Source organism: Mesorhizobium sp. P2_D5 (assembly GCF_056404355.1).
Map to the genome: position 1 here is coordinate 887,508 of NZ_JBFUEE010000001.1, position 22,234 is coordinate 909,741.

At 63.9% G+C, this 22,234-nt stretch carries 19 protein-coding genes; 7 read left to right on the forward strand and 12 right to left on the reverse strand.

Annotated elements, in window-relative coordinates; all coding sequences use genetic code 11:
• Positions 1-38: 38 nt before the first annotated feature.
• On the reverse strand, positions 39-1,535 hold the full coding sequence (locus AC1DYW_RS04250) for a lipopolysaccharide biosynthesis protein (RefSeq protein ID WP_477225211.1): 1,497 nt from the start codon (positions 1,533-1,535) through the stop codon (positions 39-41).
• A gap of 186 nt (positions 1,536-1,721) precedes the next feature.
• Here AC1DYW_RS04250 and AC1DYW_RS04255 point away from each other — a divergent pair, with 186 nt between their 5' ends.
• From AC1DYW_RS04255 to AC1DYW_RS04280, 6 genes are all read left to right on the forward strand, one after another.
• Entirely contained in the window at positions 1,722-2,912 is a 1,191-nt protein-coding gene (locus tag AC1DYW_RS04255) for a glycosyltransferase (RefSeq protein WP_477225212.1), read from the forward strand.
• A gap of 25 nt (positions 2,913-2,937) precedes the next feature.
• A complete protein-coding gene (locus AC1DYW_RS04260; protein ID WP_477225213.1) occupies positions 2,938-3,933 on the forward strand; it encodes a glycosyltransferase family 2 protein in 996 nt (331 codons plus the stop codon).
• Complete coding sequence (locus AC1DYW_RS04265) at positions 3,933-4,874, forward strand: glycosyltransferase family 2 protein (protein ID WP_477225214.1); 942 nt, start codon at positions 3,933-3,935, stop codon at positions 4,872-4,874. The genes AC1DYW_RS04260 and AC1DYW_RS04265 overlap by 1 nt, the downstream gene beginning before the upstream one ends.
• Positions 4,864-5,814, forward strand: coding sequence for a glycosyltransferase family 2 protein (locus AC1DYW_RS04270; RefSeq protein ID WP_477225215.1), 951 nt, complete (start codon positions 4,864-4,866; stop codon positions 5,812-5,814). Before AC1DYW_RS04265 ends, AC1DYW_RS04270 begins: the two co-directional genes overlap by 11 nt.
• A gap of 74 nt (positions 5,815-5,888) precedes the next feature.
• A complete protein-coding gene (locus tag AC1DYW_RS04275) occupies positions 5,889-6,785 on the forward strand; it encodes a UTP--glucose-1-phosphate uridylyltransferase (RefSeq protein WP_095082814.1) in 897 nt (298 codons plus the stop codon).
• Between the two features lie 235 nt (positions 6,786-7,020).
• Positions 7,021-9,414, forward strand: coding sequence for a polysaccharide biosynthesis tyrosine autokinase (locus tag AC1DYW_RS04280; protein ID WP_477225216.1), 2,394 nt, complete (start codon positions 7,021-7,023; stop codon positions 9,412-9,414).
• A 244-nt stretch (positions 9,415-9,658) separates the two neighbouring features.
• Here AC1DYW_RS04280 and AC1DYW_RS04285 read toward each other — a convergent pair whose 3' ends face one another.
• Positions 9,659-10,744 carry an acyltransferase family protein gene (locus AC1DYW_RS04285; protein ID WP_477225217.1) on the reverse strand — a complete coding sequence of 362 codons (1,086 nt, stop codon included), beginning with the start codon at positions 10,742-10,744 and terminating at the stop codon, positions 9,659-9,661.
• A 92-nt stretch (positions 10,745-10,836) separates the two neighbouring features.
• Entirely contained in the window at positions 10,837-12,744 is a 1,908-nt protein-coding gene (locus AC1DYW_RS04290) for a propionyl-CoA synthetase (protein ID WP_477225218.1), read from the reverse strand.
• A 114-nt stretch (positions 12,745-12,858) separates the two neighbouring features.
• On the opposite strand from AC1DYW_RS04290, the gene AC1DYW_RS04295 reads away from it, so the two are divergent.
• A complete protein-coding gene (locus AC1DYW_RS04295) occupies positions 12,859-13,656 on the forward strand; it encodes a DUF2259 domain-containing protein (RefSeq protein ID WP_477225219.1) in 798 nt (265 codons plus the stop codon).
• 299 nt (positions 13,657-13,955) lie between these two features.
• On the opposite strand, the gene dhaK is transcribed toward AC1DYW_RS04295, so the two are convergent.
• From dhaK to AC1DYW_RS04340, 9 genes are all read right to left on the reverse strand, one after another.
• The gene (gene dhaK / locus AC1DYW_RS04300) at positions 13,956-14,942 is read right to left on the reverse strand and encodes a dihydroxyacetone kinase subunit DhaK (protein WP_457150027.1); all 987 of its coding nucleotides are present in this window, start codon (positions 14,940-14,942) and stop codon (positions 13,956-13,958) included.
• 45 nt (positions 14,943-14,987) lie between these two features.
• On the reverse strand, positions 14,988-15,410 hold the full coding sequence (locus tag AC1DYW_RS04305) for a hypothetical protein (RefSeq protein WP_457150028.1): 423 nt from the start codon (positions 15,408-15,410) through the stop codon (positions 14,988-14,990).
• Positions 15,407-17,023 carry a phosphoenolpyruvate--protein phosphotransferase gene (gene ptsP / locus AC1DYW_RS04310; protein WP_477225220.1) on the reverse strand — a complete coding sequence of 539 codons (1,617 nt, stop codon included), beginning with the start codon at positions 17,021-17,023 and terminating at the stop codon, positions 15,407-15,409. The genes AC1DYW_RS04305 and ptsP overlap by 4 nt, the downstream gene beginning before the upstream one ends.
• Positions 17,007-17,309, reverse strand: a complete 303-nt coding sequence (locus tag AC1DYW_RS04315) for an HPr family phosphocarrier protein (protein WP_184873274.1) — start codon at positions 17,307-17,309, stop codon at positions 17,007-17,009. The genes ptsP and AC1DYW_RS04315 overlap by 17 nt, the downstream gene beginning before the upstream one ends.
• 21 nt (positions 17,310-17,330) lie before the next feature.
• The gene (dhaM, locus tag AC1DYW_RS04320) at positions 17,331-17,720 is read right to left on the reverse strand and encodes a dihydroxyacetone kinase phosphoryl donor subunit DhaM (protein WP_184873275.1); all 390 of its coding nucleotides are present in this window, start codon (positions 17,718-17,720) and stop codon (positions 17,331-17,333) included.
• The gene (dhaL, locus tag AC1DYW_RS04325) at positions 17,717-18,319 is read right to left on the reverse strand and encodes a dihydroxyacetone kinase subunit DhaL (RefSeq protein WP_457150030.1); all 603 of its coding nucleotides are present in this window, start codon (positions 18,317-18,319) and stop codon (positions 17,717-17,719) included. The genes dhaM and dhaL overlap by 4 nt, the downstream gene beginning before the upstream one ends.
• Before the next feature lie 72 nt (positions 18,320-18,391).
• A complete protein-coding gene (locus tag AC1DYW_RS04330; RefSeq protein ID WP_457150031.1) occupies positions 18,392-20,035 on the reverse strand; it encodes a dihydroxyacetone kinase subunit DhaK in 1,644 nt (547 codons plus the stop codon).
• Between the two features lie 80 nt (positions 20,036-20,115).
• A complete protein-coding gene (locus AC1DYW_RS04335; RefSeq protein ID WP_457150032.1) occupies positions 20,116-21,129 on the reverse strand; it encodes an ABC transporter ATP-binding protein in 1,014 nt (337 codons plus the stop codon).
• Positions 21,122-22,234: an ABC transporter ATP-binding protein gene (locus AC1DYW_RS04340; RefSeq protein ID WP_457150033.1), complete on the reverse strand. Its 1,113-nt coding sequence runs from the start codon at positions 22,232-22,234 to the stop codon at positions 21,122-21,124. The genes AC1DYW_RS04335 and AC1DYW_RS04340 overlap by 8 nt, the downstream gene beginning before the upstream one ends.

Genomic DNA, 22,234 nt, shown 5'->3' on the forward strand with positions numbered 1-22,234 from the left:
CCTGGAGTGAATGTCCGTACCTGTCGAGGTCGCGCAAACTATTGCGCCTCGCGTGGTGCTGCTGCGGGCAGCCTTGCCGGCAGCATCTTCAAGGCCTCGCGCAGGGCTTCGCGGCCGGATGCGAATGCCAAGGCGACGACGATGGTGATCAGATAGGCGAGAACGGCGCCGCTGGCCAAGCCAATGACATGCTGCTGCGGCAGCACCGGCTTCATGAACCAGATGGCGGCCAGCGCCAGATGGGCGCCAAGCACGAACGGCGTTGCCGCACGGAGCACGTGGTGCGCCTGGAGCGGACCGCTCTTGCCGACATAGAGCCACAGGAACGGCGTCCTCAGATACTCGCTGATCGCATAGGCAATCGCCACGCCCACCGCGCCATAGGGCAGGCCGAGCGCGAAGGCCAGCACCGACGTCACGGCCGTTATGATGCCCCAGCGCATGAAATCGCCGGAGCGGCCCTGGCTGACGAAAAGCCATCCCGCCGGATTGTTGAGCGGCTGCAGCAGCCCGGCAAAGCCGAGCGCCAGGAAAATGTCGGCGCTCGCGCGCCATTGCTCGCCGAGCACGAAGGGGATCAGCACGTCCGACATCGCGGTGGCGAAGGCGACGCCGGGAAGCGCCACCAGCAGGATCAGCGGCATGACGCGCAGATAGGCACTGCGGTAGCGGTCCGGCTCGTCCTTCAGCCTGGACAGCGCCGGAACCATCACCTTCGACAACGGATTGGTGATCTGGCTCAGCGGAAACAAAAGCAGCTTGTAGGCGCGGTCATAAAGGCCGAGCTGGGCTTCGCCCCAGTATTTGCCGATCAGCACATTGTCGAGGTTGCGGGCAAAGAAATTGGCGAAGTTGAAGCCGGTGATGCCGGCACCGAAATGGATCAGTTCGCTGATTCCGGCGACCTTGCGCGGCAGGCCGGGACGCCAGCGCGAGCTTGCCCAGTAGCAGAGCGTCGGCAGCACGGAACCGGTCAGCGTGCCGGCAAACAACGCCCAATAGGAGCGGTCGATGAAGGTCCAGGCGATCGATACGGCGAGCCCCACGACGGCGCTGGCGACGTCGATGACGGCCAGCCGGCCGAACTGCATGCGGCGCGTCAAAAGCGCCAGGTGCTGGGCGCCCAACCCATAGGCCATGATCTGCAGCCCGAACGCCGCCACCAGGCCGGCCACGCGCGGCTCGCCATAGAAAGCGGCGACCAGAGGGGCGGCACCCGCAAGCACGCAGGCCAGAATCGCGCTGACGGCCACATTGATCCAGAAGAGGTAGTTCACTTCCTCATGCCGGATGCCGCTCTTCTGGATTGTCGCCTGGGTCAGGCCGAAATCCTGGAACAGCGCGATGAAGGCCAGCACCGGCGCGCACATCGCCACGACGCCGAAATCCTGCGGCGACAAAAGCCGCGACAGCACGATGACGGATATGATCTGTGTCGCGACGCGCACCGATTGCGCCATGGCCGTGACAACCGCACCGCGCCCAACGGATTTGCGCAGGGAGCCTTCCGGCGGATCGAATGCATTGGCTTCCAAATTCAGGATTCCTGACTTTTGTGCGGATTTCCGACCCCGAAAAAATCCACCACCGCCGCCAACGACAAACTACGGCAATAATTTTGCAGTGCAACAGAAAAGGTGGATCGTCGCGCCAAAAATGTTGCGATGCAGCAAGAGCTGTACTAGGTTCTCCTTGGGTGGGCCAACAGCGGTCGAGTTTTCATGCTGCATGTCTTGTACCTTGTGCACGACGTCTCCGATCCGGCCGTGCGCCGGAGGATCATAATGCTCAGGGCAGGTGGGGCCGAGGTCACGTTGGCCGGCTTCCGTCGCACCACAAATCCGATTGCGGATATCGAGGGATTGCGGCCGATCGACCTTGGCGCGACGCGTGACGGGCGATTCGGCCAGCGGCTCGCGGCGGTCGCCAAGGCGGCGGTTTCGATCGGCTCCAGGCTTGGCGGCATGCCCAGGCCCGATCTCATCATTGCGCGCAACCTGGAAATGCTGGCGCTTGCCCGCCGTGCCAGATCCGCCTTCGGTGCATCGGTTCCGATCGTGTACGAGTGCCTCGACATTCATCGCCTTGTGCTTCGCAAAGATGTCCTGGGCAAGGCGTTGCGCGCGGTCGAACGCCTTCTGGCCAGGGACGTGAAGCTGCTGGTGACCAGTTCGCCTGCCTTCATCGCCAATTATTTCAAGCCGTTCGGCCAGGTCGCGGCGCCGATCGAACTGGTCGAGAACAAGTATTTCGAGGCAGCCGCGATTTTGCCCGGCAGCCCTGAAGCGCCCGTTAGCCCTGAGGCGGTTGAGAGTCCCGTCGGACCGCCATGGCGAATCGGCTGGTTCGGCGCGCTGCGCTGCCGCCGCTCGCTCGAACTGCTGGCCGATTTCTCCCGCCGGATGGAGGGACGCGTCGAGATCGTGCTGCGCGGCCGTCCGGCTCTGTCCGAATTCCCGGATTTCCATGCCTTCGTCGAATCAGAGCCGTGGCTCTCGTTTGGCGGGCCCTATCGCAACCCGGAGGACATGGCGTCGATCTATGGCGATGTCCATTTTTCCTGGGCGATCGATTTCTTCGAAGCGGGACAGAACTCCGAATGGCTCCTGCCCAACCGCCTCTACGAAGGCTGCCGCTTCGGCGCGGTGCCGATCTCGATGGGGGACACCGAAACCGGGCGGTTCCTCAGCAAACAGGATATCGGCATTCTCTTGCCGGAGGCTTCGCCCGAGGCGCTCGAAGCGACGCTTGGCAAGATGGATGAGCATCGTTTCGCCGGGTTGAAGGCGCATGTTCTTGCCCGCAACCCGAGGACCTGGAGCTACGACCGCAGCGATTGCCGGGCGCTTGTCGAGCGGCTGCGCAGCCTGACCGCCGTATCGGGTTCGTTTGCAGCTGAGGCGTTGGCATAGGATGGCTGAACATGGACAGAGGCTGATGACGCAGACTAAAAAAACTTCATCCAGCCTGATCGTTATTCCGTGCCTGAACGAAGCGGCCCATATCGGCGCGCTGCTCGATCAACTGCGCCCTGCCGCGGCAAGGCTTGGCGGCAGGATCATCGTCGCCGATGGCGGCAGCACCGACGGCACGCTGGCTATCGTCAAGGACGTCGCAAGCAAGGATCCGCGCGTTATCCTGCTTCACAACGAACGGCGCATCCAGAGCGCGGCGATAAACCTCGCCGTCGGTACCTTCGGCGAAGGCGCCGACTATCTCATCCGCATCGATGCGCATGGCGGCTATCCCGACGACTATTGCGACCGGCTGGTCGAGGAGGCATTGGCCACCGGAGCGGATTCGGTTGTCGTTTCGATGCTGACCAGCGGCAGCAGCACCGTGCAGAAGGCTGCCGCGGCGGCGCAGAATTCCAAGCTCGGCACCGGCGGCTCCAAGCACCGGCACCGCTCCGCCGGAGAGTGGGTCGATCACGGCCATCACGCGCTGATCAGGATATCGGCGTTCGGTTCTGTCGGCGGCTATGACGAGACGTTCAGCCACAACGAGGATGCCGAGCTCGACTACAGGCTGAGACAGGCCGGCTACAAGATCTGGATGAGCGGCAAGACGCATATGATCTACTACCCGCGCACCTCGCTCAGCGGCCTCTATTTCCAGTATCTCGGCTATGGCCGCGGCCGCGCCAAGAATGTGCTGAAGCACCGCGTCATCCCGAAGGTCCGGCAGATGGTGCCGCTCCTGGTGTTTCCGGTCGTGCTGCTGGCGGCGCTCTCATTCGTGCACTGGCTGGCGGCGGTGCCGCTGCTCCTGTGGGCCTCGGTGTGCCAGGGTTACGGCCTGTGGACGGCCATCCGCCAGCGCAATGCCGACATCGCGCTGGCCGGCGTCTCGGCGATGGTCATGCACCTTGGCTGGTCGATCGGCTTCTGGCTGCAGCTTCTCGGCCTCGGGTCGCGGCGCGGGGTGGCGTGATGGCCAAGAAGCTCAGCATCGACATCGGCGTCTGCACGTTCCGGCGGCCGGAGCTGGCCGACACGCTGCGCTCGCTCGACACCATGGAGATGCCGGCGGGGTTCGATATCAGCATCATCGTCGCCGACAATGACGACACGCCGACCGCCCGCGACCTGGTGACGGCGCTGTCGCGGGAATTGACGGTGCCGGTCCGCTATCAGCATTGCCCGGCGCGCAACATTTCGATCGCCCGCAACGCTTGCCTCGACGCCAGCACAGCGGATTTCGTCGCTTTCATCGACGATGACGAGACGGCCACGCCGCGCTGGCTCGCCGAACTGGCCGCAGTGGCGCAAGCCAGCGGAGCGGCCGCCGTGCTCGGCCCGGTCCGGGCGCGTTATCGCGCGGATGCGCCGGACTGGATGCGGCGCGGCGATTTCCATTCGACCTTGCCCGTCTGGGTTCGCGGCGAGATCCAGACCGGCTACACCTGCAACGTTCTGCTCCGCATGGGGTCGGACAGCCTGCGCGGCCGCCGCTTCAGCCTGGCGCGCGGCCAGACCGGCGGCGAGGACACCGAGTTCTTCGACCAGATGCACAAAGCGGGCGGCCGCATCGTCTTTTCGCCCGACGCCTGGGTCGACGAGGTGGTGCCGCGCTCAAGGGCGGCATTCGACTGGCTCGGGCGCCGCCGCTTCCGCGTCGGGCAGACGCACGGGCATCTTCTGGGGCGCAACGCGCGCGGCATCGCCCTGGTCAAGCAGGTTGGCTTGGCGTCGGCAAAGGCCATCTATTGCTTCGCCTCTGCGCTTCCGGTCGTCGTCAGCCCGGTTCGAAGGAACCGCAGCGTGCTGCGCGGCATTATGCATATCGGTGTCGTCAGCGGCCTTGTCGGCATCCGCGAAATCCGTCTCTACGGCCAGCCTTCGCCGCAGGAAGGGGGCAAGCGTGCAGCCTGACGTCAGCTTTGTCATCGCCGCCTATAACGCCGAGGCGACCCTCGACCGGGCGATCACGAGCGCCATCGCGCAGAAAAACGTCAGCGTCGAAATCATCGTCATCGACGACAAGTCGCGCGACGCGACGCTCGACGTGGCGCGGGCCTATCCGCAAGATATCGTTCGCGTCGTCGCCCTGGCCAGCAATCGCGGTCCCGGCGGCGCCAGGAATGCCGGGCTCGATGTCGCCCGCGGCAGATGGATCGCGGTTCTCGATTCCGACGACGCCGTTTTTCCCGACCGCATCGCGGCCATGATCGCCCGCGCCGAAAAGGCGGGCGCCGAGATCGCCGTCGACAATTTGCAGGTCATTCGCGAGGACGGTGTCGTCGAGGACGCGATGTTTCCAACGCGCTATCTGGAGGATTTGAGCGAAATCTCGCTGGCCAGCTACATCGCCGGCAACGTCGTTTTCGAATCGAAATTCAATCTCGGCTACCTCAAGCCGATCTTCCAGCGCGCGTTCCTGAACGAAAACGAGCTTCGCTATGATGAAAAACTGAGCATCGGCGAAGATTACATCCTGCTCGCCAACGCCTTGGCCAAGGGCGGCAAATGCGTGGTCGAGCCGACGACCGGCTATGCCTATCATATCCGCAGCGGCTCCATCTCCCGGGTGCTCGAGCTTCACCACGTCGAAGCGATGCGCAAGGCAGATGCCGTGTTCGCTCAAACCCATTCGATGGACGAGGCCGCGCAAGTCGCGTTCGCCCGGCGCAGCCGCAGCCTGCGCAAGGCCGCATCGTTCCTGTCTATGGTTCAGCACATCAAGGCGCGGTCCCCGCTCAAGGCGATCCGGACTGCGCTCAGCGACCCGGCGGCGGTCAGGCATTTGGGCATGCCGATCGCCGTGCGGTTGCGAAGAGTAGCGGCGCAGTTTGCCGTTGGGGTGGGGAGGTGAAGATGCAGGCACATGAAGGGATTTTTCGTGGCTTGTGAATGGACTGAAGTCGATCTCCTCAGAAGGAATTTGCGATGAAGAAAATCAGGAAGGCCGTGATACCGGTGGCAGGACTTGGAACAAGGTTCCTGCCGGCGACCAAGTCGATGCCGAAGGAAATGCTCCCCGTCGTCGACAGGCCTGTCGTGCAATATGCGGTGGACGAGGCCTTCGAGGCGGGCATCGAGCACATCGTGTTCGTCACCGGCCGCAACAAGGCGGTCATCGAGGACTATTTCGACCTGCATCCGGAATTGATCGGAACCCTGGAGCAGACCGGCAAGAAGACCCAGCTGGAGGCGCTCGAAAGCATGCTGCCGGTGGCCGGCGCCACCTCCTTCATCCGCCAGCAATCGCCGCAAGGCCTCGGCCATGCCGTCTGGTGCGCGCGCGAAGTCATCGGCAACGAGCCCTTCGCCTTGCTGTTGCCGGACATGGTGTCGTTCGGTGGCCGCGGATGCCTGGCCGAGATCGTCGATCTCTATGCTGAAACCGGCGGCAACGTCATCGCCGTCGAGCGCTGCGATCCGACCGAGACCAACAAATACGGCATCGTCGGCCGTGGCGCCGATATCGGCGGCGGCTTCGAGGTGACGGCCATGGTCGAAAAGCCCGCGCCGGCCAACGCGCCGTCGAACTTCTACATCAACGGCCGCTACATCCTGCAGCCCGAGATTTTCGCGCTTCTGGGCAATCAACAGCGCGGCGCCGGCAACGAGATCCAGTTGACGGATGCCATGGTCCGGCTGTCGCGGGATCAGGCGTTCTTCGCCCAGCCGTTCAAGGGTCGCATGTTCGACTGCGGTTCGAAGGAAGGGTTCATCCAGGCCAACATCGCCTTCGCGCTGGCGCGCGACGACATGAAGGGCCCGATTTTCGAGATGCTTCAGGAGTTCGTCCGGTCGCATGAACGCCAGGAAGAAGCCGCATAATGCCCATGTTTCGGGAGCATTTACAGATGGCCGGCGACGCGGGGCGATAGCTCCCGCACCGCCTGGCACGAAGTTTGCGTTTTGTTGCGCAATGCTCCCGATCTTCGCGGCTGTGCAAGCCACGGCATGATCCCGAAAAATGACTACGGGTTTTCGGAAAAGATCATGTTCAAACGCTGAGATGGATCCCCATCCCGATCATCGGGATGGAACAGGCTCTGGAATTGGACCGAAGATGAATTATGCCAACTTTCCTCTCGACAAGAGGATGCCATTGCCGAATTCGGACGCTGGAGACGGCGAAGACTTCATCGACATCGAGCGGCTGCTTGGTATGGCCGCACGGCAAGCCAAGGTGGTTGCCGTGTGCGCCGTCATCGGTCTCTTTCTAGGCCTGCTCTATCTGCAGACCACGCCGCCCCAATATCAGTCGGTCTCAAGCGTGCTGATCGACGAGGGCTTGAACAAGATCGTCGACGACATCTCGGCGGCGTCGACAACCATGCAGACCGATTCCGCCATCCTGAGCCAGATCGAGATCCTGACCTCGACGCGGCTTGCCGCCGTGGTCGTCGACAAGCTGAAGCTCGACCAGAACGATGCCTTCCTGAATCCGCCCGTATCGGCTCTGGCAAGGGGCGTCGGTCTGATCCGGGGCCTGATCCAGTATGTTCGCCCCAGCCCCGTCATGCCGGGCGTCGGTGACATCAGCAAGCTCGACCCCGCCGCCCGCGATGCGCTGATCGCCACGTCCCGTCGCGACTACGCGATCCTCAAGCTGCAGAACGAGGTGCGGGCAGAGCGCACGGGGCGAAGCTACGTCATCGCCCTCGGCTATCAGTCGACGGATCCGGCTCTGGCCCACGCGATCACCAAAGCCTATGCCGATGCCTATCTTGCCGATCAGCTCGATGCCAGCTTCGACGCCACCGAGCGGGCGGCGGTCTGGCTGCAGGGCCGGTTGACGGAATTGCGCGAGAGCTCGCAGGCGGCATCGCTCGCGGTCGAGAAATTCAGGGCCGAACATGGCCTGGCCGCCAACAGCGATGGCCAGTTGATGAGCGACAAGCAACTGTCCGATCTCAACGCCCAGCTCATCGTCGCGCAGGCTGACACCGCACGCGCCAGTGCCCGCTACCAGCAGTACAAGGCGATTGTCGAAAGCGGCTCCGACAACGCTTTCAAGGATGCCGCCATATCAAGCGACCAGCCGAGCAGCTCGGTCATCGCGGCGCTCAAGACCCGCTACCTCACAGTCTCCAAGCGGCTGCAGGACGTCGAGGCGAATTTCGGCGCCCAGCATCCGCAGGCGTTGGCGCTTGCCAAGGAGAAGGCCGACATATCGACGCAGATCTTCGGCGAACTGAAGCAGCTGACCGAAAGCTATCGCAACGAATATGAAGTGGCGCTGGCGCGCGAGACCGCGCTCAGGGCCAATGTCGCGGCCGCGCAAGGCAAGAGTTCCGTCGACAACCAGACGCAAGTCAAGCTGCGTGAACTCGATCAGCAGGCGACGGCGCTCACCACGCTCTATCAGACATTCCTCGGCCGCTACGAGGAGGCCGCGCAGCAGCAATCCTTCCCGGTTGGCAAGATCCGCATCATCTCGGACGCCTCGATGCCGCTCTCCGCGTCAAGCCCACGCACGATCATCGTGATTGGACTTTCGCTGGTGCTTGGCACGCTGATGGGCGCCGGCTTCGGCGGCCTGAATGAATTCAACGAGCGTTTCTTCAGGACCGGCGAGGAAGTGCGCGACCGTGTCGGGCTGAAATTCCTCGGCTATCTGCCGACGATCGGCGGCAAGCTGAGCAAGGAAGAAAAGCCCGGCGATACCCAGGTGGATGACAAGACCGCCAGATCGCTGTCGTCCGCCGAAAGGCGGGCGCGCATGCGGGTGAGCATCGATTCGCCTGCGTCGATGTTCTCCGAAACGCTGCGCAGCGCCAAGATCGCCTTCGACGTCGTGATGGAAGGGCAAGGCAGCCGCGTTATCGGCATCGTCTCGGTGCTTCCCGGCGAGGGTAAGTCGACGGTCGCGGCAAATCTCGCCGGATTGCTTGCCGCCAACGGCGCCAAGACGCTGCTCATCGACGGCGACCTGCGCAACCCCGGCCTCAGCCGTGGTCTCGGCATGGAAGCCGAGCAAGGTTTGATGGAAGCCGTGGTCAACGGCCAGGCGTGGCAGTCCGTTGGCAAGATCGACCGGCAGACGAAGCTGGCCATCATCCCGGCCGTGTCGCGCGGTCACTTCTCGCACACCAGCGAACTTCTCTCCTCGGCCGGGATGCGGCGCTTCATCGACAACGCCAAGGAGACCTTCGAATACATCGTCGTCGATCTGCCGCCGCTCGGACCGGTGGTCGATGCCAAGGCATTCGCGCCGCTGGTCGACGGGTTTGTGCTCGTCACCGAATGGGGGCGCACGCCCCGCGCGATGGTGAGGTCGATGCTGGAATCCGAACCCTATGTTGCCAACAAGATCATCGGGGCGGTGCTGAACAAGGTCGATCTGAAGAAGCTGGCCAAATACGGATCGTTCGGCGGCTCCGAGAAATTCTTCGACAAATACTCGACCTACTATCTGGAAAAGTCGGAAGTGCGCAGCAAGGCAAAGGCAACGGTCTGACGGTGTTCGAGTAGGCCCTTTCGAAAGAGCATTGCGTTGAAACAGGGCCGGTCGACGCGCCCTGAATCTTCGCTTTATGCATGCCCCAAACGCCGCGCGCTTTGGGTGATGCATTAGGAGCGGATCAGCCTCTAGAGCACATGAATCAGCCTACTTCGCGGGTCGGGCGATTCCTGTGGCCGTCGGCTCTGGAAGGCCGCAGTGCCGAGCCGGGCCTCGGAGACCTGCGGATGAACAGTCGCGACTACGCCGCCTTGAGCCGATAGCGGAAAACGGTGTGGTCGAGCAGCAGCCGGATGCGTGGTTCGGCCTCGGTCGCCACCAGCCAGCTTGCCGCGATCATCGTCGCGCCGACGATCACCATCGAGAAGAGATGCGGCAGTCCCGCGCGGACCAGGACGCCGAGCAGGGCCGCGCCGACGACGTCGTGCAGGAGGTAGAGCGGATAGGTCATCAGGCCGATCCGGCGCCAGCCGCTCCAGGAGAGATCGAGCCGAAGCGACCACGCCATCAGCCCGACCCCTGCTAGGAAAATGAGGATCGGCGGCGCGAACGGCATCTCTTGCCCGACCTTCAGGATGTGAACGTCGACCGAACTGGCGATCTGCAGCACGCCGCCGCCCAGAAACAGGGCGCAGAAGGCAAGGCGAGCCGTCGTCACCGCCTTGAAGCGCATCAGCCACAACATGACGCCGGTCGCGAAGAAAACGCCGTGATGCACCAGCAAAAGGTCGAGCGTGCGTGTCTCGGCAAGGTCGGCCCAGCCGAGTGGGTAATAGAGGCACCAGAAAAGCGTGCTGACCAGTCCGATGGCGACGGCCACCATTTCCATCTGATGGAAGCGGCCAAGCCGCAGCAAGGTCCAGACGATGGCATAGAAGGCAATCTCGATGCCGAGCGTCCAGTAGACGCTGTCCACCCAGGGTGCGTAGGGAACGAACAGGCCGGTGCGAACCAGCCTGTCGACGGCATCGGTCGGCCAGCTCAGGCCGACGATCAAAAGCACGACCGCGGTGACGGGTGCGCAGATCCAGACCGCCGGCGCCAGTCGTTTCACCCTTGCTTCGAAAAACCGCAGCGGCGTCGATCTCTCGGCGCTGAAGGCGATGACGAAGCCGCTGATGACGAAGAAGATCTGGACGCCGACCCAGCCGGATTCGACCCAGGCGCCTATCGCCGGTTGCGCGGGAATGCCGCCCGTGGCGCGTGCCGAAACGCCGTCCGGAAATGCCCACACCCAGAAGCCGTAGTGGTAGACCATGACCATGACGGCGGCGAGGAACCGCAGGATGTCGACGCCGCCAAATGTGATTTTCTTCTGCTGAGCCATACCGCCTCGCCGGATGGCCCCCCGATCGAGGGTGTAAGGTGGATTGCTGCATTGCACAACAAAAGATTGCGGCGTCGACCTTGCCGATTTTCCTAAACCACGATCCCTCGCTCCCTCAAGGCGGCGGTTATCTCGTCGAGGATCAGCGGATCGTCGATGGTTGCCGGCATCGTCCATTCTTCCTTGTCGGCGATCTTCTGCATGGTGCCGCGCAGGATCTTGCCCGAACGTGTCTTGGGCAGGCGCTTGATCGTCACCACCGTCTTGAAGGCGGCGACCGGGCCGATGCGTTCGCGCACCAGGCCGACCACTTCGCTTTCGATGGCGCCGGTTTCGCGCGAAACGCCTGCATTCAGCACCACAAAGCCGAGCGGTACCTGGCCCTTCATGGTATCGGCGATGCCGATGACGGCGCATTCGGCAACATCGGGATGCGCGGAAAGCACTTCCTCCATGGCTCCGGTCGACAACCGGTGGCCGGCGACATTGATGATGTCGTCGGTGCGGGCCATGACGTAGAGATAGCCATCCTCGTCGACCATGCCGGCATCCGCCGTCTTGTAGAAGCTGGGGAACTCGTCGAGATAGGCTTGGCGAAACCGCGCATCGGCATTCCACAACGTCGGCAGGCAGCCGGCCGGCAGCGGCAGCTTGACCACCACATTGCCCAGCGTGCCGCGCGGCACTTCGTGGCCGGCATCGTCAAGGACGCGAATGTCGTAGCCGGGCATCGGCACGCCGGGCGAGCCATATTTCACCGGCAGGAGGCCGAGGCCGGCGGGATTGATCGTCATCGGCGAGCCAGTCTCGGTCTGCCACCAATGGTCGACCACCGGCACGTTGAGCTTCTGCTCCGCCCATTTGATGGTTTCGGGGTCGGCGCGCTCGCCGGCAAGGAACAGCGTGCGGAATTTCGACAGGTCGTATTTCGGAATGAACTCGCCCTTCGGATCCTGTCCCTTGATGGCCCGAAACGCGGTCGGCGCGGTGAACAGCGCGACGACGCCATGCTCAGCTATCACCCGCCAGTAGGTGCCGGCATCGGGCGTGCCGATCGGCTTGCCTTCGAACAGCACGCTGGTGCAGCCATGCAGCAGCGGCCCATAGACGATATAGGAATGGCCGACCACCCAGCCGACGTCGGAGGCTGCCCAGAACACCTCGCCCGGCTTGACGCCGAACTCGTTATCCATCGTCCATTTGAGCGCGACCATGTGGCCGCCATTGTCGCGCACGATGCCCTTGGGCTGGCCGGTCGTACCCGATGTGTAGATGATGTAGAGCGGGTCGGTGGCAAGCACCGGAACGCAGTCGACATTGGCGCCGGCTGCCCGTTCGCGGGCGACGGCATCGGCATAGTCGATGTCGAAATGCTCTTTCAATTCGCAGGGCAACTGGTCGCGCTGCAGGATCAGGCAGCCGTCCGGCTTGTGGCGGGAAATCTCGATCGCTCTGTCGAGCAGCGGCTTGTAGGCAACGACGCGGCCCGGCTCCAGCCCGCAAGAGGCCGAGATGATCAGCTTCGGCTTGGCGTCGTCGATGCGGGTGGCAAGCTCATGCGAGGCAAAGCCGCCGAAGACGACCGAATGCACGGCGCCAATGCGGGCGCAGGCCAGCATGGCGAAGGCGGCCTCCGGCACCATCGGCATGTAGATGATGACGCGGTCGCCCTTGCCGATGCCGCGGTTCTTCAGCACCGAGGTCAGTGCGACCACCTCGCGCTTCAGTTCGGCATAGGTGAATTTCTTGATCGTTCCGGTGATGGCGCTGTCATGGATCAGCGCGATCTGCTCGGCGCGTCCGCCCGCGACGTGGCGGTCGATGGCATTGTAGCAGGTGTTGCAGGTCGCGCCGGTAAACCAGCGGCCGTAGACGCCGGCCGTGGCATCGAACACGTTGTCATAGGGCGAATACCAGTCGATGGCATCGGCCGCCTCCGCCCAGAACCTTTCCGGATCGCGTTTCCAGCCGTCATAGACCTCGTGATAGCGTGAAGTCATCCGACACCTCCCCAGGAATGTTTTTCTTCCCACCAGATAGCGCGCTCTAACCTTGGCCGCAAATGTGCGCCATTGTGCGGCCGGCATCGATCTGGCGCTTGGGGGCAAGCTGCGATGAAATTGCGATATCGGATTGGAGCGGCCGTGCTGGCGGCGCTGTCATTGACGGCCGCGTCCGCCGCCTGGGCTGGCGATGCCTCGGCCCGGCGCATCATCGGCTTTTCGCCCGACGGCAACTATTTCGCCTTCGAGCAATATGGAACGCTCGACGCCGGCGCTTCGAACTCCGGCTATTCGCAAATCGACATCATCGACACCCGTGCCGACGCCTTCGTTGGCGGCAAGCCGATCCTCGTCGTCGACGAGTCCGAGGAGGCGACACTGACCCTCGAACAGGCAAGGGCACAGGCCGCCGCCAAGGCGGCGCCCATCCTTGCCAAATATGCCATCGCATCGCGCGGCGAGCAGACGGCCTCCGACAAGTTCACCTTTCCCGATGAGATGGTTGCCTACAACGACATTTCCCGCCTCGAGCAGGTATCGCAGAAATGGCTTTCGCCGCTCTATGACCAACTCGACATTTCGACCATCCAGCTCGACCAGATCCTGGCCAGCAGCACCACAGACTGTTCAGCGAGTTTCGACGCCACACAGCAAGGCGACATATCGGGCAAGGCGCTCGGCTTCCGGCTGACGCTGCAAGGGCAGGACGGCAAGCCCTTCAAGGTCCTGCATGAAGACAAGACCGTGCCGGGGTCGAGGAATTGCCCGACCTCCTACAGCCTCTCGGAATCCTACGAATTCACCCCGGCCGGCAAGCCCGCCGTCATTGTGGTGCTGGTGCAGCGCTTCAGCCAGGGCTTCGAGGGCCGCGACCGCCGCTTCATTGCGGTGACCGGCCAACCGCGCTGACAAAGTCGATTGCTCTAGATCGGCAAAGCCACAAGCATGAGGCCGATGCCACCGAAGATCAAAATGGCTGTCGCCAGGGCTTTTCTGTGACGTTCGAAGCTCGTCGGAGCCCGCTCCCAATTGTAACGCATACGCTATCTCCCGAAGGCCCGAGGAGTCTTTACCTTACTTAGGGGAAGAAAAGCAACGGTCTGGCCCGGACGGGTCGGGCGCTCCCGCATCGCGAAGAAGACTATTTCTGGGACGATACCTGCTGGAAGCCGGCGGCGGGCGTGTTCCCGCCGCCGGCTTCCAGAAGATTACATGCCCCAGCGCAGCGCCGCCGTATGCACCGGCGCATCCCAGAACGCGGCCGTTTCCGCGTCGAGCATGGTCAGCGTGATCGAGCAGCCGGCCATGTCCAGTGAGGTCACATAGGAGCCGACCAGCGAACGGGTCACCGTCACGCCATGCTTCTCGAAAATCCGCCGCGCGCTGTTGTACATGAGGTAGAGCTCCATCAGCGGCGTGCCGCCAAAACCGTTGACGAACAGCAGCGCCGGGCCCTTGGCTCCGTCGCCGAGATCGCCGACGATCGCGGCACAAATTTCCTCGGCAATGGCATCGGCGCTTTTCAATGTGTCTCGTCGCCGTCCGGGCTCGCCGTGGATGCCGACGCCGAACTCCATCTCGCCGTCGCCGATGTCGAAAGTCGGCTTGCCGGCGGCCGGCACGGTGCAACTGGTCAGCGCCACGCCCATCGAGCGGGTAGCAGCGTTGACGCGTTCGCCCAACGCCTTCAGCGGCGCCAGCGCCAGGCCATGCTCGGCCGCCGCGCCGACGATCTTTTCCACCACCAGCGTGCCGGCGACGCCGCGCCGGCCGGTCGTGTAGGACGAATTCTCGACGGCGACATCGTCATTGGTGACGATTTGCACGACGCCTTCCGACATTTCAGCCGCCATCTCGAAGTTCATCACATCGCCCTCATAATTCTTGACGATGAACAGGCAGCCGGCGCCGGTGTCGACGGCTTCCGCCGCCGCCAGCATCTGGTCCGGCGTCGGCGAGGTGAACACCTGGCCGGGGCAGGCGGCGTCGAGCATGCCGTGACCGACAAAGCCGCCATGCAGCGGCTCGTGGCCGGAGCCGCCGCCGGAGATCAGCGCTACTTTGCCCGGCCGCAAGGTCTTGCGGCGGACGAATTTATGTTCCTCGCCAAGCACCAGGATGTCGGCATGGGCGGCAACGAAGCCGTCGAGGCTTTCGGTCAGCACCGTGTCCAGCGAATTCATAAATTTCTTCACGGCCGTCTCCTCCCGAAATGGGCCTTGTTGAACCGCTCTGACGGATCAACCACCCTTGCCGGTGATGCTGGTGATCTTCTGGATAAAATCATTCACTGCCCGATCGAGTGCAGCGTTCTGCTTGTCGTCGCCGAAATCGGGCACGATGAGCGAAACATGCCGCGTCTTGCGCATGCCTGCCGCGACAGACATTTTTCCCGGATGCGCCTGGTGGTAGGCGGCAAGAAACTGATCGCGCTCGGCCGGGCTGAAATGGCAGACCGAAAAGATCGAAGGCAAATGCTTTGACGGAATCGGGATCGAATAGGCCGGGCTGGAGATCTGCGTGACGAAGCTGCGGTGCTTGCCAAGCGCATCGGCAAGCCGCTGGCGCATGCCGGACGGTCGCTGGTCGATGACATGCGACAGGATCGTCTTATAAGCGCGGATCGCCTCTTCGGAACCGGCTTCAGGTATCTTGTCGATCATGCCGGCCGCGCCTGGATAGAAACGTCCGCGATCGCCGCCTTGGCCATGGCGAGTTGCGCCGGAGCGACGGACAGATCGCGCAGGCCGGCCTCGAGCAGCGATGGGATCGCGGTGGGGTCACCGCCGGCATCGCCGCACAGGCTGACCGGGATTTCTTCGCGCAGGCCAAACGCGGTGACCGCGGCGACCAGCCGCAGCACGGCTGGATGACGGACCGAGTTGAGGTGCGCCACCAGAGCGTTGTCGCGGGCGGCTGCCATGACATATTGGGTGAGGTCGTTGGAGCCGATCGAGAAAAAGGCGGCCTCGGTAAAGGCCTCAGGCGCGATCGCCATCGACGGCACCTCGACCATGATGCCGAGCGGTGGCATCTTTTGCGCGATGCCGCGCGCGGCGAGCTCTGCCTGCTCTTCGGCGAACATCGCCGCTGCCTGTCTGTATTCCTCCACAATGGCGATCATCGGGAACATCACTTTCAGACTGCCATGGACGGCGGCGCGCAGCAGTGCCCGGATTTGTACACGAAACACTTCCGGCCGCGCCAGCGACAGCCTGATGCCGCGCAGGCCGAGGAACGGATTGCCTTCCTCGACGGTAAAGCCGGGCACTGGCTTGTCGCCGCCGGCATCGACGGTGCGGATCGTCACCGGCTTGTCGCCGGCCCAGTCCAGCACCTTGCGATAGGCGCGATACTGCGTTTCCTCATCGGGCAACGTCTTGCCGAACAGGAATTCGGTGCGCATCAGGCCGACACCGTCGCAGGTGGCGATGTCGATGCCGTCGACGTCGGACGGGTCGGCGATGTTGACCTGCACCCGCACCGCTATGCCGGTCCTGGTCACCGCCGGCCGCGCCAGAAAAATCCCGGCCCGGTCGCGGCGCGCCGAGAACAACGACGACGATTGGCGAAAGGCGTCGATCTCGGCCTTGGAAGGTGACAGCACGATGCCGCCATGTTCGGCATCGAGCAGTGCTATGCCGGCAAGATTGGCGGGCGCGTTGCCAAGATCCACCACCCCAAGCCCCACGACCATGGGCACGCCACGCGAGCGCGCCAGCATGGCGACGTGGCTCGCCGTGCTGCCCGCCTTCAGCGCGATGCCGCCACCGCCGCTCCAGTCGGTTTCGAGAAAACGCGTCGGCGCGATGTCCGCGCCGTAGAGGATGGCGCCGGACGGTGCTTGAACCCCGCCATCCTCGGTCAGCGCGCGCAGCACCTGGTCCCTGATGTCGCGTATGTCGGCCGCACGGGCGCGGAAATAATCTTGATCCGAGGTCTCGTAGCCAGCGATTTCCACATCCAGCGCCTGTCGCCATGCCGCATCGGCGGGGTGTCCAGAGGCAATCGCAGCAAAAGCCGGGCCGCTCAACGCGTCGTCCTCCAGCATCGCGATCTGAAATTCGAGGATGTCGGCGGCGTCACCGTCAGCGATTTTGATCAATCCAGCGAGACGGCTCGTCGCGACATCGATTGCGGTCTCGAGCGCAGCCTTCTCGTCGGCAGCATTTTCCTTGCAGGCGTAGGCAATTGCAATCTGGTCGAGGTCGAACAGCGGTCCCTCGGCATACCCGGCCGAGGCCGAAATGCCTTGCAGCCTAAGCGGTTCGGACATGGTCCGCGCCTTCGTCGAAATCGCGCCGCACCAGTTCGACCAGTGCGTCGACGGCATCATTGGCGCCATCGCCGCTGGCGCGAATGTGCAGTACCGTGCCCTTCGGCGCCTTGGTGGCCATCACCTTGACGATGCTCTTGGCGTCGAACCATGGCCCATTGGCGGCCAGTGCTATTTCCACCTCGGCGGCGAAGGTCTTGGCCAGCTTGGTGAACTTCACCGAAGGACGCGCATGCAGACCCACCTCGTGGGTGATCAGGACGGTCGCTTCGGCGGATGCGGACATGTCTTTAAAGTTCCCGTTCGTTCACGACGGCGACAATTCGTGCGCCGTCGCCACCACTTCCCGCAGCGAGGCGCCGCCGGACGCCTCGGTCGCCGCCATCACCGCGCCTTCGACGATCGGCGCGTTGCAGACGATGATCTTCTGCGCACGCGGCTCGCCGATCATCTCCACCGCCATTTCGCTGTTGGTCTCGGCACCGCCGAGATCGACCAGGATGGCGACGCCGGCTTCCGACCAGGCCCTGTCGATGGCGCTCATGATTGCCTCGACATTGGTGCCGAGCCCGCCATGGCCGTTTCCGCCGCACCATGCAAGCGGCACTTCGTCGCCCACCATCTGCCGCACCATGTCGGCCGTGCCCTCGGCGACGAGCGGCGAATGCGAAACGATGACGATGCCGACATTGCTCATGCGCTTTCCTCGACGGTTTTCGCCACTGTCCGCACCAGAAGCGCGGTTGAGCGCGCACCGGCATCCATATGGCCGATCGAACGGTCGCCAAGGAACGAGGCGCGGCCACGCTGGGCCTTCATCGGCACGGTTGCTTCGGCGGCCGCGTCGGCGCTGTCGGCGATCTCCGCCGCCGTCTTTCCCTGAAGCAGCGCCTCATGCACAGGCTGCAGCACGTCGAGCATCGTCTTCTGCCCGACCTGCGATTTGCCCCGCGCCGCCACGGCTTCGATGGCCTTGCCGAAAGCCAAGGTCAGACTGGCGCGGTCGGGCGCGGCAGAAATTTCCTTGCCGAGCGCCATGAACAAGGTGCCGAACAGCGGACCCGAAGCGCCGCCGACCGTCATCACCAGCTTGGTGCCGATCGCCTTCAGTGCCTCGGGCAGCGGTTTGGCGGCAAACGCCTCGGCCTCGCTGCGTACGGCCTCGAAACCGCGCTTCATGTTCAGCCCGTGGTCGCCGTCGCCGATCGCCTGGTCCAGCGCCGTCAACTCCTCGGCGTGAGCGGCAATCGTATCCGCGGCCGCCACGATCAGCCTGGAAAGGTTCAACGCCGCCATGTCAGCCAAATTCCTGGTTCCCACCCTGCCGGCAGTAGCGAAAGAATTTTCATTCGACAACTGTAGCATGCGTCAGGCCGCTGCAAGCAGCGCGGCCGCGGCCGCAAAGGCCTCGGCCACCGCATGGGCGCCGGGGTCGACCACGCCCTGCAGCTTGCTGCCGACATAGGCGGACCGCCCGGCTTTCGCCCGGTCCATGGCGGACGTGGCCTCGGCACCGCGTCGAGCCGCTGTTGCCGCTTCCCCCAGGCCGCCGGCGTCGAGCGCTTTCAGGGCAGGCTCGAGGGCATCGATCATGGTGCGGTCGCCGACCTCCGCGCCGCCATAGAAAGTCATCCGTTCGAGACCGGCAAGCAGCGCCTTGGCCACGCTGGCGCCGCCGTCCAGGGCCTGCGCCGCCGCGGTGAAGAAGATCGACAGCAGCACCCCGCTGGAGCCGCCCATGGACGCGCTCAGAATGTCGCCCACCGCGCCAAGGGTGGCCGCAGGATCGGCAAGCGGCAGCGTATCAAGCCGCTCGAGCACGCTGCGCGCGCCTGTCGCCACCGTCGAACCGGTGTCGCCGTCTCCCGCCTTGGCGTCCAGCCCGTTCAAAGTGCCTTCGAGCGCGATCAGCTTTTCGCAGATGCTGACGACAAGGCGCCGGGTGCGGGCATCCTGGCTGGGTTTGCGCGCCGCGCCTTCAGCAGCTGGTTTCGCGATGGGCACGACAGAGGGCGATACAACAGGCTTTGCCGGCATCCAGGCGTGCGGACCAACCGGCGCCAGCAGGGCTTTCTCGCGTACGGCGTCGAGCCGGATCAGCGACAGCGAGAGGCCGTTCATGTTGAGCGCCGTCATCAACGGTCCTGGGCCGATCGTGAGCTTGATGGATTTGGCCAGCGGCGAAGCAAGCACCGCATTGGCGACCAGCGACATTTCGAGCGGCGGTACTGAACCGAGATTGTTGATCAGCAGGGCATGGCTGGCCGCAGGATCGAGCCGTGCCGCAAGCCGCTCCGCCATGATCGCGACCAGTCTGTCCGCGCTTTGCACGGCGATCCGCTCCACGCCCGGCTCGCCATGGATGCCGAGGCCGAGCTCGCCGTCGTTCTCGCCAAATCTGTCTTCGTGCGGCTGGCCTGGTATCGAGCAGGACGACAGTGACATGCCGAGCGACACGATGTCCTTCGCCGCGGCTCGCGCGGCCGCCGCGATATCAGCCAGATCGTGGCCGGCTTCCGACAGATGGCCTGATATCTTGTGCACGAACAGGGTGCCGGCAACGCCGCGCGGCTGGGCAATGTCGGGGAGCGCGATATCGTCGGCGACGATCACCATCTCGACGCGAAAGCCTTCGGCGCGCGCCTTCTCGGCCGCCAGACCGAAATTGAGGCGGTCGCCGGTATAGTTCTTGACGATCAGCAGGCAGCCGGCCGGGCCGGTCACGGCGCGAATGGCCGCCAGCACCGCTTCGACGCTTGGCGAGGCAAAGATCTCGCCCGAGACCGCCGCCGTCAGCATGCCCTTGCCGACGAAGCCGGCATGTGACGGCTCGTGCCCGGCGCCGCCGCCGGAGACGACGCTGACGTTGGTCTTGTCCCAGTCGGCGCGCAGGACGACCTTGATCTCGGGATAGCCATCGAGACGCGCGAGGTCGCCTGCGCCAATGGTCCGCAAGAGGCCGTCCAGCGCCTCGGTGACGATCGTTTCCCTGCGATTGAAAAAGTGCTTCATCGAATTCGTCCAGTCACTTGTCTGCAGTCATCAATCAGAAGCCGGTGTTGACCCCTTGGCAGGGAAACACCGAAAACCGTTCATATCAGCCTTTGTCCGTCGGCACCAAAATAGAGCGGCGACCGGTAGCGGATCACCACCCTGTCGCCTTGCCCCAGATCCGTTTCGGGATCGGTCAGCGTCACCAGCTTCCTGGCCCCCACCGTCACATGCAGGTGGTTCTGGTCGCCAAGATGCTCGACCCAGTCGACGACGCCGTCGGCATGGCCATTCGCGGCCTTCTCGATCGACAGATGTTCGGTGCGTGCACCGATCGTCTTGGTGCCGGCCGGTGCGCCGCCATCGGGCAGCAGCCCGGTTGGCAATAGATTGATCGCCGGCTGGCCGAGCCTGGCCGCGACATGCAGGTTTGCCGGCTCCGAATAGATCGTACGGGGCGAGCCGATCTGCACCAGCACGCCATCGGCAAGGATGCCGATGCGGTCGGCCATCGTCATAGCCTCGATCTGGTCATGCGTGACATAGAGCATGGTGGCGCCGAGTTCGGCCTGGATGCGTTTAAGTTCGAGCCTGAGATCCGCCCGCAACTTGGCATCGAGCGACGACAGCGGCTCGTCCATCAGATAGATGGAAGGCTTGCGCACCAGCGCACGGCCGATGGCGACGCGCTGCATTTCGCCACCCGACAGCTTGGTCGAGCGGTTGGCGAGCTTGTGGTGGATGCGCACCATTTTCGCCACCTCCTCGACCCGGCGGCGGATCTGTTCTTCCGGCATTCTTCGTGCCGGCGAGCGCAGCGGGAAGGCAAGGTTGTCGAAAACCGACAGATGCGGATAGAGCGAGTATTGCTGGAACACGAAGGCGGTGTCGCGCTCGGCCGGCGACAGCGTCGTGGCATTGTGGCCGCCGATTTCGATGGTGCCGGCATCCGGCCGCTCCAGCCCGGCGATCAGCCGCAGCGTCGTCGTCTTGCCGGCGCCGGTCGGCCCGAGCAGCACGACGAACTCACCATCGGCGATGGAGAGGTCGAGACCGTTGACGGCGACATGGTCGCCAAAACTCTTGCTCACATTCTTGATGTGCACGTCAGCCATGCTGTGCCCTCCGCTCCGAGGCGGCATCGTGGATCGCGGTTCTCACCGCGCGGCCCGATCCTTTCTCGAACAGTGACAGCCGCGCGCTGCTCAGCGTCAGGCCGACATGGTCGCCGGTCGAGAGCCGGATTTCGGCCGGCACCCGGGCCTTGATGATGCCGTCCGCCGTCTCCACCGCGACGATCTGTGTGGTGCCGAGATATTCGGTGCCGTAGATTGCGCCACGCAGCTTGGAGTTGTCGTCGAAGCGGATATGTTCCGGACGGATGCCCAGCGCCATGTCGGCCGGGGCGATATCCTCGCGCACTTCCGGCACCGCGACCTTCGCGCCCTGGACGATGATTTCCTTCACGCCCTTTGCCAGTCCACCGCCGAAGCCCAGGAAATTCATCGGCGGCGAGCCGATGAAATCGGCGACGAACATGGTCGCCGGCCGGTCGTAGATCTCGCGCGGCGTGCCGAACTGTTCGATGACGCCATGGTTCATCACCGCGATCTTGTCGGCCATCGACATCGCTTCCATCTGGTCGTGCGTGACATAGACGGTGGTGGCGTGGATGCGGTTGTGCAGTTCGCGCAACTCATGGACCATCAAATCGCGGAACTCGGTATCAAGGGTCCCGAGCGGCTCGTCCATCAGGAAGCACTTTGGCCGCCGCACGATGGCGCGGCCGAGCGCCACCCGCTGGCGGTCGCCACCGGCGAGGCCTGAGACGGATTTGTTGAGCAGATGGTCGATGCGCAGAAGCTTGGCCGTCTCTTCGACGCGCTGGCGAATCTCGGCTGACGGCATGCCTTGCGCCAGCAGCGGGAAGCCGATGTTCTTGCGCACGTTCATGTGCGGGTAGAGCGCGAACAGCTGGAAGACGAAGGCGATGTCGCGCTCGCGCGCCCGCAGCATGGTGACGTCGTCTCCGCCAAGCAGGATCTGCCCGCCTGTCGGCAGTTCGAGCCCGGCGATCATGCGCAGCGTCGTCGTCTTGCCGCAGCCCGACGGTCCGAGCATGACGAAGAACTCGCCATCCTCGACGACGAAGTTGGAATCCTGCACGGCGACGAAATCGCCGAAGGCCTTTCTCAGGTGCTGAACGCGAATTTCGGCCAT

Coding starts and splice junctions, on each gene's coding strand:
- AC1DYW_RS04295 (WP_477225219.1), top strand. CDS start 12,859: ATGAAATTGCGATATCGGATTGGAGCGGCCGTGCTGGCGGCGCTGTCA.
- AC1DYW_RS04285 (WP_477225217.1), bottom strand. CDS start 10,744: ATGGCTCAGCAGAAGAAAATCACATTTGGCGGCGTCGACATCCTGCGG.
- ptsP (WP_477225220.1), bottom strand. CDS start 17,023: ATGTCCGAACCGCTTAGGCTGCAAGGCATTTCGGCCTCGGCCGGGTAT.
- AC1DYW_RS04280 (WP_477225216.1), top strand. CDS start 7,021: ATGAATTATGCCAACTTTCCTCTCGACAAGAGGATGCCATTGCCGAAT.
- AC1DYW_RS04260 (WP_477225213.1), top strand. CDS start 2,938: ATGACGCAGACTAAAAAAACTTCATCCAGCCTGATCGTTATTCCGTGC.
- AC1DYW_RS04275 (WP_095082814.1), top strand. CDS start 5,889: ATGAAGAAAATCAGGAAGGCCGTGATACCGGTGGCAGGACTTGGAACA.
- AC1DYW_RS04315 (WP_184873274.1), bottom strand. CDS start 17,309: ATGTCCGCATCCGCCGAAGCGACCGTCCTGATCACCCACGAGGTGGGT.
- AC1DYW_RS04305 (WP_457150028.1), bottom strand. CDS start 15,410: ATGATCGACAAGATACCTGAAGCCGGTTCCGAAGAGGCGATCCGCGCT.
- dhaL (WP_457150030.1), bottom strand. CDS start 18,319: ATGGCGGCGTTGAACCTTTCCAGGCTGATCGTGGCGGCCGCGGATACG.
- AC1DYW_RS04335 (WP_457150032.1), bottom strand. CDS start 21,129: ATGGCTGACGTGCACATCAAGAATGTGAGCAAGAGTTTTGGCGACCAT.
- AC1DYW_RS04330 (WP_457150031.1), bottom strand. CDS start 20,035: ATGAAGCACTTTTTCAATCGCAGGGAAACGATCGTCACCGAGGCGCTG.
- AC1DYW_RS04290 (WP_477225218.1), bottom strand. CDS start 12,744: ATGACTTCACGCTATCACGAGGTCTATGACGGCTGGAAACGCGATCCG.
- dhaM (WP_184873275.1), bottom strand. CDS start 17,720: ATGAGCAATGTCGGCATCGTCATCGTTTCGCATTCGCCGCTCGTCGCC.
- AC1DYW_RS04340 (WP_457150033.1), bottom strand. CDS start 22,234: ATGGCCGAAATTCGCGTTCAGCACCTGAGAAAGGCCTTCGGCGATTTC.
- AC1DYW_RS04255 (WP_477225212.1), top strand. CDS start 1,722: ATGCTGCATGTCTTGTACCTTGTGCACGACGTCTCCGATCCGGCCGTG.
- AC1DYW_RS04265 (WP_477225214.1), top strand. CDS start 3,933: ATGGCCAAGAAGCTCAGCATCGACATCGGCGTCTGCACGTTCCGGCGG.